A 12,642-nucleotide genomic window follows, 5' to 3' on the forward strand; every position below is an offset into this window, starting at 1 on the left:
ACTCACTGATAGTATCGGCTGATGGCGGCTGATCATGAACCCTTATTACGGGTTACTTCTGAAATACCGTCTGTATAACAGGAAAGCAATAAGAATGCCCACCGTTCCCCCGCAAGCATCAATCATCACATCTTCCACGTGTGGAGAACGCCCAGAAGTGAAATGCTGATGAATTTCATCAGACGCGGCATAGGCGACAGTTAGAACAAAGGAAAACAATGCCGTTTTTCCTTTTGAGAAATAAAAACGGAGAACCCTGAATAGCAGAAATCCAAGCAAGAAATACACAGAGAAATGAGCACATTTGCGGATAAAAAACTCTACAAATCCAGCAGCTCCCAACGCTTCTACACTTACTTCGCTGCCCGCATACTGAAAAGATACCGAAGAAAAAATACTGGCTATCTTTTCATGATTCAAAAATTGAGAGAGGGTCGGCCTCATATCCTGTTGTTTATAAGGAGTGGCTGACGAATAAAAGATTCCGCCAGCGACAAGCAGGACTGGCAGCCAATACCATATGAACCGTTTCATCCAAACACCAGACTTTCTATAGAATTCTTTTTCAATTCTACTATTAAAGCAAGATACTTTGTATTATTTTTATGTTGGAATCGCTTTCATTTTGATATAGCGTTTTGCTGCTCATCATTAAGGTTAAATATAAACACAAATGCGTGGCAATAGACGAGCAATTAAAAACACAGACTCCCGAATAGGAATATATACGAAGCTGTGTTACACTGTCACGATAAATCAACGATAGAAGGAGGATCCCCATATGTGGCAGCCGTTAATTATCTTTCTGATGCAGTTATCCCTTCTCCCCATCGTGACTCTCCGGACCATACTTCTTGTTAAAGGAGAAACGCGAAAGGCCAGTGTAATTGGAGTAGTAGAAGCAGCGATTAATGTACTCTCACTCGGTATCGTGTTTCAAGATATGTCGAACATTTGGAACATTATCGCTTATGCGATCGGCTTTGGAGCTGGCCTTATGCTTGGCGGTGTGCTGGAAAATAAATTAGCCATCGGTTATGTAACCCATCAAATAAATTTGCTGGATCGTTCTGAGAAACTGGTAAACCGGCTTCGTGCAGAAGGGTTTGGTGTAACGGTGTATCAGGGCGAAGGGCGAGAAGACAATGCCCGGTTCCGGCTTGACGTACTTTCGAAGCGCAGCAGGGAGAAGGAACTTCTGCAAATTGTCAATGAACTGGCGCCAAAAGCCTTTCTTGTCTCCTTTGAGATTCGAAGCTTTAAAGGCGGATATTTAACAAAAAGCATGAAAAAGAAGCAAAGATAAAAAAGAGACACAGCCTGCCAATGGGACAGGTGGTGTCTCTTTTTAGTGAGCCGGTTTCTTTTTTTGAAAGGAAACAACTGTGCTTGCAGAGGAATAGTTGACCGGCTTGGCATCAGGAACAGGCTGTTCGTCTGCTGACTTACTTTTCATGTTCACAAAACCAGATACATTGGTCAGAACGCCCATCGAAAACATCAAAACAAGAAGCGAAGATCCTCCATAACTCAAGAAAGGCAGCGGAACACCGGTTACCGGCAAAAGTCCTGTAGCCGCTCCTAAATTTATGAAGGATTGTACACCAATCATGCTTGAAATCCCAAAGGCCAGAAGGCGGCCGAACGTATCCTTGCTTCTTAAGCCAATAATAAACCCTCTGATCACAAGATAAAATAAACCGGTGAGGGCAGCAAGTACACCTGCAAACCCAAACTCTTCGGAGACATTTGCGATAATAAAATCCGTTTGCCCCTCTGGCAAATACCCATATTTCGTAATCCCATTGCCAAGGCCAACGCCATCCATCCCACCCGCAGAAATGGCGACATACGAATTGATCAGCTGATATCCTTCTTTCTGATGCTCAAAAGGCGCATATGCTCCTTTAAAACGGGAGATTTGTTCATCACTCGCAACAAACATAAAGAATACCGTCATTAAGATGATGGAAGATAAGGAAAGAAACAGCAGATGCCGAAAACGCAATTTTGCACAAATCAGGATGCATGCGGCGATTGAAACCAGAATCAGCATGGACCCAAAATCAGGCTGCATGAGAATAAGGCAAGCAATCAAAGCGACTACAACCAACGGTGGCGCAACTGCCCGGTTAAAGTCGGAGATATACGACTGTTTTTTTGCAAGAGCAGAAGACAAATAAATAATAATCGACAATTTGGCCACTTCAGCCGGCTGCAGGTTGAAACCGCCAAGGCTGATCCAAGACTGAGCATTATTTACCACTTTTCCTAGTAAGAACACCAGAACCAGCAAAGAGGTGGTTACCAGAATCAGCGGTTTGGTCAGCTTCATATAGGCTTTATAAGGAAAAATTAATGCAAAGCAAAATACGAGCATACCCGCGAGTATAAAAATCAACTGACGTTTAAAAAAATAGTCCGCTTCAAGATCATAATGAAAAGCTATCCAATAACTGCTGCTGTAGATCATGACTAGGCCGAATACACCCAGTCCAATCGTGGCAATAACCAAACTGTAATCTACATTTCTTAATAGTTTTTTTAGCATAATCTATCACCCGATTATATTCTACTATATATTGGAACCACAAGGGTGTAAAAGTTTGCGACAAAATCTTTTGTATGAAACAAAAAAAGACAGCGTTCGGCGCTGTCTTTTTACCTTACTATCTTTAAATATTATCTGCATAATTAAAGAGGATATCCCATGTTTCCGGCCCTACAATGCCATCCACCTGCAGTCCAAATTTCTTTTGGAACTTTTCTACTGCCATTTTTGTTTTCGGACCGAACATGCCGTCAATGGAAACATCAATTTCCGCTTCGTTCAGTCGGGCCTGGATTCGTTTCACATCCACACCTTTATCTCCCTGTTTGATGAGATGACCCGGATACGGAAAGAGATCCACATTCAGCACGGTCCATGTTTTCTTGCCAACGATGCCATCAATGGTAAGTGCTGAACGGGCTTGGAACATCTTTACTTTCTTCTCTGTCATTTTTCCAAAGATGCCATCCACATAGATTGGGAATCCTTTTTTATCCAGCTGGTTTTGAACCGTCCGAACATCTTTTCCACTGTCTCCCCTTTTAATCAAATGGCCAGGATATGGTTTTCCTTGTTGAACAACTTCTGATTTTTGCGAGCTTTCAGCATGCGCGGCAAGGGGCACCACTCCCTGCATCGCCAAAGTTCCAGCTGCCGTTAAACAAACAAAGGTTTTCTTCAAATTCAATTCATCGACCTCCCATTTTTTATCTTAAAATAGTGTTTCACTTACCAGTTACCTAACAGCAGGACAGCGAAACCTATTAATAACAAAAAAGTAAAAAATACCCACTAATTCCTTTTTAAATAGAAATTTTACTTTTTCGTAACATGCAGGAGTCTGTAAAGAGTTGAAGAATGTTATAACCATAACGTTATGGGGGTGCGATTGTTGAACAAAGATACCTTTGAACTCTTTCTGGTAGAGGCTGCAACCGAGAACAAACGTCAACGGGCAGTATACACTGTCTCCTCTGTGCAGGAAGCGTATGACAAGTTTATGACCGAACTGAAGGCCAATCCGGAAGCCAACCAAAAATTAAAATCACTCACAATTAAAAGCGGTACTGTGTCGTACGATATCTTCAGATAAAAACGAAGGGCTGTCCTGAAAGTCAAAAATTGACCTTCAGGCAGCCCGTTTTTGAGCTTCCATGAAAAGTTGATTGTAGTGGAAGGTGCGAGACTCCTGCGGGACTAGCGTGACAGGTGAGACTCCCGCAGATGCTAGCGTCAAGAGGCTCACCGGACGCCCCGCGGAAAGCGAGCGACCTGGAACGAAAATCAACGGCTTTCAGACTTCTTGGACAACCCCTTCGTTTTCTAGAAGTATTGTTTATAATGAACCGCCATTTCTTTTATTTTCGATTCATTTGTATGTATGAAATGTGACACAGCTTTCTTGTCCCAACTTTTTTCACCCTGGGGAAAGTCAGAAAAATGCCTGGACAGAACAGACACCATTTTATCTCGGGAAAGAGAAAGACGAGATTCATTTACCTGAAGGCTGTAGCCCTTTGCATTGGGAACAAGCAGCGTTAAGTAAATTCCGTTAAAGTAAAAGTTTTTCAACGCTCTGTCTTTTCCATTAAACCAGTACTCATTAATCTCTTCCTCTGAAAAAACGCCACCCTCTTTATGTCCATAAATTATTTTCATCGATTGGCCGGTGAGATCAATTGTTTTAAGCGTTTCTCCGCCTGCGAGGTGTCTGATGATCTCCCTATCCTTTGAAGCGTCACCAACATACGTACCTGCACTTTTTCGAAGAACTCCTGTATCCACATGATTTATGGTCTTGATTTTGGCTTGTTTTCCGTTTGAGCAACCGGAAAACAACAGAAGCACCACGATTATGAACAAAAGTCCAATTGTCTTCTTCTCCATCTGCTCCCTCCTTGATATATGTACAATGCCTCGTATAAACATACCATACATTCCCAGTTGGTTTCGACAAACAAAAGAAAACGGTGCAAAAGCACCGTGGGACCTTAAACACTTGTTTTCAGTTTTCTTGCGGTTTGGGAATAACATAGCATACTTTCCATGGTCCAGCCATTCATTCCCTGCCAGCTTCCTGATAATTTCAAGGAGCCATCTGAAAGACGTTCTGGAAACAGTCTGCCTTCACCGCTCCGCAGTTCATTTTTAGTATTTACGTGATGGTACGTAAAATGCAGTTCTCCGTGCTGGTTTACCATACCAACAAACCTCCCGCATTGGATTTCCTCCCCTGTATAAGTGGCACGTACAATCAACCCTTCCTGAATGCAGGTGAAAAAAATAGGTGAATCCGCATCGTGTACCGGCACAGACACAAACTTTTTATTGTGATAGGTAGCCATTGGTTTACACGCCTCTCCTTTTATTCTCAGGCTTGTAGTACTTATCTTTATGCAACTATACGGAATTATGGCTATAAAAAATAGAAATCCGTTACATTTTCTAACCGTAAATTTTATTGATAAACCTCTTATGCTTAGATTATGACACTTCTAGAAAAATCCTTGTCAGATTATCGTGCAGGAATTGTCTACTTCTATTTTCTTATCGCCTGTACTTATGTGTATCCGCCATTCCATAGAAATAAACGACATAAGCCAGCATATTTCCCGGAAAATAATCGACATCATGTTTTTTCTAGCACTTTTACAAGAACTGCACCGGCTTGTTGGATCTTGAGCAGCCATTGCAGCTTCCTTTCTGTTGTCCAAATTTGATTTTGTTAATGGGCTTACGATTATCTTGAGGCTTACGCCCTGAACAATTACATCCCTTTTTCATCACAACTGTCACCTCCTGCTACTAAACTATTCAGTTTTCACTACCCCTGCTTGTACATGAACAGCACAAAAAACCCTTGCTGTCTAAACAACAAGGGCAATCCGGAATTTATTATTACATTTTGGCTAGATCGTTCCAATAATGGCACAGCACACGCAGACCCTTATCAAAGTTCTCTAAATGAAAATGCTCATTTGGTGCATGGAAATTTTCACTCGGCAGGCCGAACCCCATTAAGACAACCGGCAAATTAAACAGTTGTGTAAAAGTCGCTACAATCGGAATTGAACCTCCACTTCTGATATAGGTTGTTTTGACATCATACACTTGTTCATAAGCAGCTCCGGCGGCTTGGACATAAGGATGATCAATCGGTGTTAAAAAAGGATAGCCCTGGTCAAATGGTGTTAATTCCACGTCCACACCGGCAGGAAGGTGTTGAATGATATGCTGCTTGAGCACCTCCACTATTTTGCCAGGATCCTGATTGGGCACCAGGCGGCACGAGATCTTTGCATGTGCAGAGGAAGGCAATACGGTTTTCAGACCGCCGCCTTGATATCCGCCATAGATGCCATTCACTTCAAGAGTCGGCCGTGTCCAGGTCTGCTCAAGGTAGGAATATCCTTTCTCTCCAGCCAGTTCATTGACCCCAAGTTCCTGTTTTACCCCCTCCTCATTAAACGCCAGCGAGGCAAATTCCTCTTTCTCCTGTTCGGTAGCTGCTAAAACATCGTCATAAAAGCCATTCACAAGAATGTGACCGTCCTCGCTGCGGAAGGAATCTACAATTTGCACAAGGGCATGTATTGGATTTTGTACTCCCCCGCCATAAAGTCCGGAATGGATGTCGCCTTTCGGTCCCCTGACATCGATTTGAAGTCCGCATAAGCCCCTTAGCCCGTAAGTGATCGATGGTTTTCCTTTTTCAATCATTCCTGTATCGGAGACAACCACAAGGTCAGCCTCCAACAGATCTTTATGTGCTTCTGCAAACGCAGGAAGATTCGGGCTTCCCATTTCTTCTTCTCCTTCAATACAGAATTTGAAGTTAAGCGGCAATGTGCCTGTCGTTTCAAGAATGGCCTCCAGTGCTTTCAAATGCATAAAGGTCTGTCCTTTGTCGTCACTCGCTCCACGGGCATAAATCTTTTCATCACGAATTTCCGCAGAAAAAGGGGGGCTGTGCCAGAGTTCCACAGGATCTACCGGCTGTACATCATAATGGCCATAAATTAGCACGGTTGGCTTGCCTTCCGCTTTCATCCAATCTCCATAGACGACCGGGTGCCCTTTCGTTTCATAGACTTTAACGTTATCCATTCCCAATCTCTTTAAGGACTCGGCCATCCATTCTGCAGCTTTTTCAATGTCACCTTTATGTTCGGGCAGGGTGGAGATACTCGGGATCGCCAAAAAATCTTTTAATTGGCTCAAATGGGTATCTCTGTTGTTCAGCAGGTAATCTTCTATTTTTTCATTCATGTTATGTACTTCCTTTCCTTTATTTAATGGTCTTCAAGTATCATTTTGATCAGCCGTTTGGGTGCTGTGCGGCAATAGGCTTCATAGATAAGACCTCTAATTTCTTCCCAATTTATCTCTTCCGAATTGTAAATCGAGGTCCAGCCATGATGACCGATATAGGCCGGCCTGAAGAACCGCTCCTCCTGCAAAAGGATTTCCTGTGTTTCAGGCAGTGTCTTTATCGCCAGGGAGGTTCCGTGTTCGTTCTCTCCCATAATGATGAAAGGTTTATCCTTCACCCTGAACGATGTATGACCAAAGCCATCGATATGCTCCACTGTTTCTGGAAATAGAGTACAGATTTCACGAACGTTTTCAAGCATTCTCAGTCCTGATTCTGATTGGACCTTTTTATGGACAGACATTTTATTTTTCCTCCGATGAAAGATCTATTCCAAATGTTCTCTTCAATCCTGTTATCCCAGCTTCCGTAATTTTCACCGCTCGATTGTGTGGAACCCGCTGCATCCATCCGAGCTCCAGAAACCGTTCCAACAGAGCATTTCCTAATGATCCAGCAAGATGATGGCGCCGTTCACTCCAATCCAGGCACCGGAAAGAGAAGGAGCGGCGCTTCTTTCTTATCCTTTCGAGATCAATACCCATTTCACCAAAAAAACGAACACCTTCTTCCGGTACGATGAAATTCTCTTTTTCTTCTTCAAGAAATCCAGCTTTAAGCAACGCATCTGTCAGCTGAACGCCAACATTTCCAGCAAGGTGGTCATAGCACGTTCTCGCATAGCGAATCGCCTTATCCTGAGAGGACTGTTTTAACGATTTTATTTTTACAGGCGGCGCTATGAAAAGCAGTGATTCCATCACCTTTGCGACCTCTTCATTAAGGATACCGTAATAACGGTGCCGCCCTTGCTTTTCTAGTGCAATCACACCAGCCTCTTGCATTTTAGACAGGTGAAAGCTGGCGGTCTGTGGTTTTATACCTGCCCTATACGCTAGTTCACTAGCTGTATGAAACCTTCCATCCATCAAGGCCGTCAGCATGGCAGCACGCGACGATTCACTTACGATCGATGCGATTTCCGCCACATTGGATTGTGCCAATTGATCATCTCCTCCTTTTGCATCCATACTTCGATGAACATCGAAAAATTCCTGCACTACAATAAATACAAATAAAGAAAAGGGGCAGAACCTATGAAAAATATCCAAACAATTACACCAAAAATCCTCTACTACGGTACACCGGTCATCCTCCTTACCACCTTAAATGAGGACCACACCACCAATATCAGCCCGATCTCATCGTCATGGGCGCTTGGAAGTAGTATTGTTTTAGGAATTGGACTTGGCGGAAAAGCCTTTGAAAATCTGAAACGCACTCCTGAATGTGTGTTAAACATTCCTGATGCTTCGCTCTGGAAGCAAGTCGAGATGCTAGCTCCTTATACGGGAACTGATCCAGTCCCAGACTTTAAACAGAACTTAGGGTTTACCTACAAAAAAGACAAATTTGCGGTTGCTGGCTTCTCATCGTTTTCATCCATCAGCGTTAAACCTGATCGAATTCCGGAATGCCCCTTGCAGATTGAAGCTAAAGTAATGCATATTCGTATCCCGGAATATTCACCATTCTTTGCTGTCGTAGAGACGGAATCCGTTCATGTTCATGCCCATTCAAACATAGTAAAAGGAGAAAACCATGTCGATCCTGCCAAATGGAATCCTTTAATCTATAATTTCCGGCACTACTATGGCCTTGCAGAAGAGCTTGGCAAAACTTATCGTTCAGAAACATAACCTAGCGGAAGTTTAACAGAACACCCGATAGAAGGAATTTTTGCAGGAGCAGGCACAATCCCCAGCCACCGACACCAAGTACAACTGATAATAAGAACGGGAGCGAATGCTTTAAAGAAAGGGCTACAATAAAAATTAAAACAATAGTGCTCGGCAGTCCATAAAGCACGCCATATAAAAACTGGCTTAAGTGGTCACCCCGCTCGCCCTGTGTGTAGAGCCAAAAAAGACTGAGCAGGCTGACAAGCGGCAAGGCGGCAAGGATTCCTCCAAAACGGGGTGAATGTTTGGCTAATGCCGTAATGACACCAATGACGAGAGCGGAAACGGTAATTTTAACGATTGTATACATTCCTGGCCTCCTCTCTCAGTTTCTGAAAAACAGCCATTACACTCTGCTGTTCCTCCTCGCTTAAGCGATCCAGTACTTTTTTCAGTTTTTGTTCATCTAATTCAGAGTTTCGTTTGAGTACTTCTTCCCCCGCTTCTGTCAGTTTTACATATACCGATCTTTTATCTTCGGGTGACCGTTCCTTTTGGAGATATCCTTTTTCCATCAGCCGCTTTACATGCTCAGAGGCAGAGTGGTGTGTAACCCCAAGCACTTCTGCAAGATCGGCGACGGAAGCTTTTGTCTTCTTTTTGACCGCCTGCATGCAGCGCACGTTCTGGTGGGTCAATTTTTCCTCGTGTCTGTAATGGAGAAAATAATACAAATCCGTCCAGCATTTATTTAAAAACTCAACATTCATTTTGTTCACCTCATTTTATATCGTACAATACGATATAAATTCTTGCAAGAAAGAGGCGCTTTATAGCCCCTCTTTTTTAGATAGCAGCTGCTTTTTTGGCTGCTTTTTTTATTCCCTTGTTCAATGGTCCTGTGACTTTAGTAAAGCAGTAGATTCCGAGCATGCCAGATACAAGATAGGCAAGCGCCATTCCCCATGAGGGAACAAAGGAACCGATCGTGATTCCGGCTGCACCTAGAATTTTCGCCACCTGGAAGGTTAGTCCCTGTACAGCCATATACGAGCTCCGCGCATCATCATTCACGATATCAGCCATGATCGATTGTTTAACCGGCACATACATGAGTTCACCGATGGTTGCGATGAAAATGCAAACCACCAGCAGGATGGCAGAGTTGCTGTATCCAAGTACCGCATAGCCTGCGGTGTACATCCAAAATCCTGTATAGATCACTTTATGGTCAGAATACTTTCGCATCCATCTGGTAACTAATATGGTACCTGAAACGACGAGCACGGTGTTGAATGTCCGAAGCCAGCTGATCATTCGTAACCCGTCAAGGTGATACGAGAACATATCGCCCAGCGATACACTGTGTGATACAAACTCTTCTTCCAGCCGGACAGAGATATAATTACCCATTTGAAACTCAATACCTACGATCAAGGTTGAAGCAATACAGAACCATAAAAACAATCGATCCTTCATGACTGTTTGATAATTTGCTGCCATGTCCTTAAATACATTGATTTTTTCAGTGACAGTAACTGTCTGGGTGAAAGACTCCTTCATTACATAAGCAACAAGATATAGTGTGATGATGCTTACCGCCGTGATAGCGATAAACAGTTCGAAACGGTGGGACTTGAACAAAAAGCCACCGACAATGGAACCGAGCGCGATCGACAGGTTCACTGCCCAATAATTGATGCTGTACATAAATTTCCGATTTTCCTTTGTACTCACGTCAATCAGCATCGCTTCAGCTGCCGGGTTCATCAACCCGGAGCTAATACTTTGGATGAGCATCATAAACGAGGTAACCCAAGCGGAATCAAACCATGGTGAATTGGCCGCTGTCATAAACAAAAAGGCTATGACAGTGAACAGCTGTCCAATCACCATCACCTTTTTCCGTCCTGCCCGGTCCGACACATATCCGCCGTAAAACCCTACCAGGATCGAGACGAACACATTGATCAGCAGGATAATTCCTGCCAGCGCCTGGCCAAGCTTATCCGAGAGGTAGATCGCCATGAACGGAAAGATCATCGTCCCTACCACTCGGGTCATAAACGAAGTAATGATTCTGATTTTAATATTCGGATGCAAATTCTTAAACATGCATTTCCCTCCTTTTACCAATCCCTTTATCTGCTGTTTATTTTCCTCTAGTAAAAGGCGCAGAAAAAGTGTAAAATTCAAAAAAGAATTTCACCTTTTAGGGAGGTAGCCAGCATGGAAATCCTCGATTACTACATTACCCTTCATCTTCAGCACCCCGAGCATAAAGATGATCAACCCGCAGAAGTCACTGTCAGCCAGCTGGAATCCTTGTTTTATTGCACGAAACGAAACGTCAATCTGCTGTTAAAACGGATGGGCGAAGAAAGATGGCTCACCTGGGTTCCAGGTAAAGGACGGGGCAACCGATCGAAGGTGCATTTTCATTACGATCTGGAGGAAGCTGCAGAAGCTTATTTTTCAAAACTTCTCGCAAAAAACCAGATTGCAGAAGCAGCGGAGTTTATTAAACGTCCCCTTATGCCGGAACATCTCGCTCAAAAACTGCAGATGCAAATGCAGAACAACTTTGGCCTTCAGGTGAAGCAAACCGTGTCCAGTTCCGTGGATTTGCTTAAAATCCCGATGAGGCGGCCTCTCGCTGCCCTGGATCCTGCCTTTTCCTACACAGCAGCCGAAGCCCACTTTGTCCGCCAGATCTTTGATACACTGATCAACTACAATTCGGTCACCGAAACTTTCGAACCTCACCTTGCCCATCACTGGGAAGTAAATTCAGAATATACGGAGTGGACGTTCTTCTTGCGAAAAAGCGTGAGGTTTCACCATGGCAGAAACCTCAACTCACAAGATGTCAAATACTCACTGGAACGATTAAAGGACCCAGATGTTCAATCACCGTTTCGCCACCTTTTTTCTGAGCTTCAATCGATTGAAGCTTTTCATGAATACGGAATTACGATGAGATTAAAACGGCCAAATGTGTTCTTTCTTCATTATCTCAGTTCCTTCAACGCGGCCATCCTTCCTCAAGACGTCCCTATCATGACAGGGAGAGAACTGATTGGAACAGGCCCATTTAATGTGACGGAATATAACGATCGCGTATTTGTACTTGAAGCCTTTGATAACCATTTTAATGGCCGGCCGCTCCTAGATCGTGTTGAGCTTTGGTTTGTGGAACTTAATCCTGACCGGATTGTCGATTATGAACTGCCTGGAAGTGGAACAACCAAGAACCGGCATATGAAAGTAAACAATACGGGCTCTCGCTACCTCGTCTTTAACTTCCAAAGGGAAGGACCGCATCATGACCTTTATTTCCGCCAGGCAATTGCTGAGCTGATTGACCCCAACCGGCTCATTTCTGAACTCGGCGGACGACGGGGGAGTCCGGCCAGCAGCTTATGGCCAGAACGCAGTGAGCGATCATCATTTCCCCCCTCCTCAATCGCGCGGGCCCGTTCGCTATTGAAGAAAAGCTCATACAATGGAGAAGTGCTTACGTTTAAGTATTTGGATTACACGAGTGAAGGACTTCGAGAGGCGGAGTGGATTCAAAATCGGTTTCGCGAGGTTGGAATTTACCTTAATCTGTCCCCCTATTCGCTCTTGGATACCGAGCAGCATGATGGAGAAATGATCTCCAAGGGGGAAGTGCTCGAACGGGATGCCCAATATGGCTTTCTTTCCTTTTTGAAAGGGGAACGAAGCATGCGGTCCCTCTTAACTCCTGAGCAAATCGAGGTGCTTGATCGCTACTTGGGGGAGTTTTTACAAGAAGAGGACTATGAAAAACGGGAAGAGATCATCGACAGCATTGAAACGTATTTTTATGAACAAAAGATACTTCTTCACCTGTATCATATCGCAAAAGAATGGAACTATCCTGCTTTGCTGAAGGGTGTCCGGCTGAACGACTTCGGCTGGACCGATTTCAGAAAGCTGTGGGTGAAGCCTGAGATTAGCAAAACAAAATGAAAAAAAGACCAACCTCTCTTGGTTGGTCTTTTGTAATCCAT

The 12,642-nt window shown here is 43.8% G+C and carries 15 protein-coding genes; 4 read left to right on the forward strand and 11 right to left on the reverse strand.

Features of this window, described 5'->3' with window-relative positions; all coding sequences use genetic code 11:
- Positions 1-45: 45 nt before the first annotated feature.
- Positions 46-534, reverse strand: a complete 489-nt coding sequence (locus QNH15_RS22095) for a VanZ family protein (RefSeq protein ID WP_283890602.1) — start codon at positions 532-534, stop codon at positions 46-48.
- 247 nt (positions 535-781) lie between these two features.
- On the opposite strand from QNH15_RS22095, the gene QNH15_RS22100 reads away from it, so the two are divergent.
- Entirely contained in the window at positions 782-1,306 is a 525-nt protein-coding gene (locus QNH15_RS22100; RefSeq protein WP_283890603.1) for a DUF2179 domain-containing protein, read from the forward strand.
- A gap of 42 nt (positions 1,307-1,348) precedes the next feature.
- Here QNH15_RS22100 and QNH15_RS22105 read toward each other — a convergent pair whose 3' ends face one another.
- Positions 1,349-2,551 (reverse strand): FtsW/RodA/SpoVE family cell cycle protein, encoded by a 1,203-nt coding sequence (locus QNH15_RS22105; protein WP_283890604.1) that lies wholly within the window; start codon positions 2,549-2,551, stop codon positions 1,349-1,351.
- 124 nt (positions 2,552-2,675) lie between these two features.
- Positions 2,676-3,239 carry a peptidoglycan-binding domain-containing protein gene (locus tag QNH15_RS22110; protein WP_283890605.1) on the reverse strand — a complete coding sequence of 188 codons (564 nt, stop codon included), beginning with the start codon at positions 3,237-3,239 and terminating at the stop codon, positions 2,676-2,678.
- 204 nt (positions 3,240-3,443) lie between these two features.
- Between QNH15_RS22110 and QNH15_RS22115 the strand changes: the two genes are divergently transcribed.
- Complete coding sequence (locus tag QNH15_RS22115) at positions 3,444-3,644, forward strand: hypothetical protein (protein ID WP_061971759.1); 201 nt, start codon at positions 3,444-3,446, stop codon at positions 3,642-3,644.
- A gap of 230 nt (positions 3,645-3,874) precedes the next feature.
- On the opposite strand, the gene QNH15_RS22120 is transcribed toward QNH15_RS22115, so the two are convergent.
- The 5 genes from QNH15_RS22120 to QNH15_RS22140 all read right to left on the reverse strand — a co-directional run bounded on the left by QNH15_RS22120 (position 3,875) and on the right by QNH15_RS22140 (position 7,954).
- On the reverse strand, positions 3,875-4,438 hold the full coding sequence (locus QNH15_RS22120) for a DUF4825 domain-containing protein (RefSeq protein WP_283890607.1): 564 nt from the start codon (positions 4,436-4,438) through the stop codon (positions 3,875-3,877).
- A gap of 104 nt (positions 4,439-4,542) precedes the next feature.
- Entirely contained in the window at positions 4,543-4,896 is a 354-nt protein-coding gene (locus QNH15_RS22125) for an avidin-fold protein (protein WP_283890609.1), read from the reverse strand.
- A 553-nt stretch (positions 4,897-5,449) separates the two neighbouring features.
- Entirely contained in the window at positions 5,450-6,820 is a 1,371-nt protein-coding gene (locus QNH15_RS22130; RefSeq protein ID WP_283890611.1) for a dipeptidase, read from the reverse strand.
- 23 nt (positions 6,821-6,843) lie between these two features.
- Positions 6,844-7,227, reverse strand: a complete 384-nt coding sequence (locus QNH15_RS22135; protein WP_283890612.1) for an MmcQ/YjbR family DNA-binding protein — start codon at positions 7,225-7,227, stop codon at positions 6,844-6,846.
- A gap of 1 nt (position 7,228) precedes the next feature.
- Complete coding sequence (locus QNH15_RS22140) at positions 7,229-7,954, reverse strand: ArsR/SmtB family transcription factor (protein ID WP_430667104.1); 726 nt, start codon at positions 7,952-7,954, stop codon at positions 7,229-7,231.
- A 66-nt stretch (positions 7,955-8,020) separates the two neighbouring features.
- Here QNH15_RS22140 and QNH15_RS22145 point away from each other — a divergent pair, with 66 nt between their 5' ends.
- A complete protein-coding gene (locus QNH15_RS22145; RefSeq protein WP_283890614.1) occupies positions 8,021-8,623 on the forward strand; it encodes a flavin reductase family protein in 603 nt (200 codons plus the stop codon).
- A 1-nt stretch (position 8,624) separates the two neighbouring features.
- Here QNH15_RS22145 and QNH15_RS22150 read toward each other — a convergent pair whose 3' ends face one another.
- From QNH15_RS22150 to QNH15_RS22160, 3 genes are all read right to left on the reverse strand, one after another.
- Complete coding sequence (locus QNH15_RS22150; protein WP_061971749.1) at positions 8,625-8,975, reverse strand: DUF3147 family protein; 351 nt, start codon at positions 8,973-8,975, stop codon at positions 8,625-8,627.
- Positions 8,959-9,375 carry a MarR family winged helix-turn-helix transcriptional regulator gene (locus tag QNH15_RS22155; protein ID WP_283890618.1) on the reverse strand — a complete coding sequence of 139 codons (417 nt, stop codon included), beginning with the start codon at positions 9,373-9,375 and terminating at the stop codon, positions 8,959-8,961. Before QNH15_RS22155 ends, QNH15_RS22150 begins: the two co-directional genes overlap by 17 nt.
- A gap of 76 nt (positions 9,376-9,451) precedes the next feature.
- Positions 9,452-10,720 carry an MDR family MFS transporter gene (locus tag QNH15_RS22160; RefSeq protein ID WP_283890620.1) on the reverse strand — a complete coding sequence of 423 codons (1,269 nt, stop codon included), beginning with the start codon at positions 10,718-10,720 and terminating at the stop codon, positions 9,452-9,454.
- Between the two features lie 114 nt (positions 10,721-10,834).
- On the opposite strand from QNH15_RS22160, the gene QNH15_RS22165 reads away from it, so the two are divergent.
- Complete coding sequence (locus tag QNH15_RS22165; RefSeq protein ID WP_283890622.1) at positions 10,835-12,601, forward strand: ABC transporter substrate-binding protein; 1,767 nt, start codon at positions 10,835-10,837, stop codon at positions 12,599-12,601.
- Positions 12,602-12,642: the final 41 nt, after the last annotated feature.

The sequence above is a fragment of the Fictibacillus enclensis genome (assembly GCF_030123385.1).
GTDB lineage: Bacteria > Bacillota > Bacilli > Bacillales > Fictibacillaceae > Fictibacillus_C > Fictibacillus_C enclensis.

Bases quoted from the DNA above. Each gene is read 5' to 3' on its own strand.
- QNH15_RS22130 (WP_283890611.1), bottom strand. From the start codon at position 6,820: ATGAATGAAAAAATAGAAGATTACCTGCTGAACAACAGAGATACCCAT.
- QNH15_RS22095 (WP_283890602.1), bottom strand. From the start codon at position 534: ATGAAACGGTTCATATGGTATTGGCTGCCAGTCCTGCTTGTCGCTGGC.
- QNH15_RS22100 (WP_283890603.1), top strand. From the start codon at position 782: ATGTGGCAGCCGTTAATTATCTTTCTGATGCAGTTATCCCTTCTCCCC.
- QNH15_RS22120 (WP_283890607.1), bottom strand. From the start codon at position 4,438: ATGGAGAAGAAGACAATTGGACTTTTGTTCATAATCGTGGTGCTTCTG.
- QNH15_RS22155 (WP_283890618.1), bottom strand. From the start codon at position 9,375: ATGAATGTTGAGTTTTTAAATAAATGCTGGACGGATTTGTATTATTTT.
- QNH15_RS22125 (WP_283890609.1), bottom strand. From the start codon at position 4,896: ATGGCTACCTATCACAATAAAAAGTTTGTGTCTGTGCCGGTACACGAT.
- QNH15_RS22140 (WP_430667104.1), bottom strand. From the start codon at position 7,954: ATGGATGCAAAAGGAGGAGATGATCAATTGGCACAATCCAATGTGGCG.
- QNH15_RS22160 (WP_283890620.1), bottom strand. From the start codon at position 10,720: ATGTTTAAGAATTTGCATCCGAATATTAAAATCAGAATCATTACTTCG.
- QNH15_RS22105 (WP_283890604.1), bottom strand. From the start codon at position 2,551: ATGCTAAAAAAACTATTAAGAAATGTAGATTACAGTTTGGTTATTGCC.
- QNH15_RS22145 (WP_283890614.1), top strand. From the start codon at position 8,021: ATGAAAAATATCCAAACAATTACACCAAAAATCCTCTACTACGGTACA.
- QNH15_RS22135 (WP_283890612.1), bottom strand. From the start codon at position 7,227: ATGTCTGTCCATAAAAAGGTCCAATCAGAATCAGGACTGAGAATGCTT.
- QNH15_RS22165 (WP_283890622.1), top strand. From the start codon at position 10,835: ATGGAAATCCTCGATTACTACATTACCCTTCATCTTCAGCACCCCGAG.
- QNH15_RS22150 (WP_061971749.1), bottom strand. From the start codon at position 8,975: ATGTATACAATCGTTAAAATTACCGTTTCCGCTCTCGTCATTGGTGTC.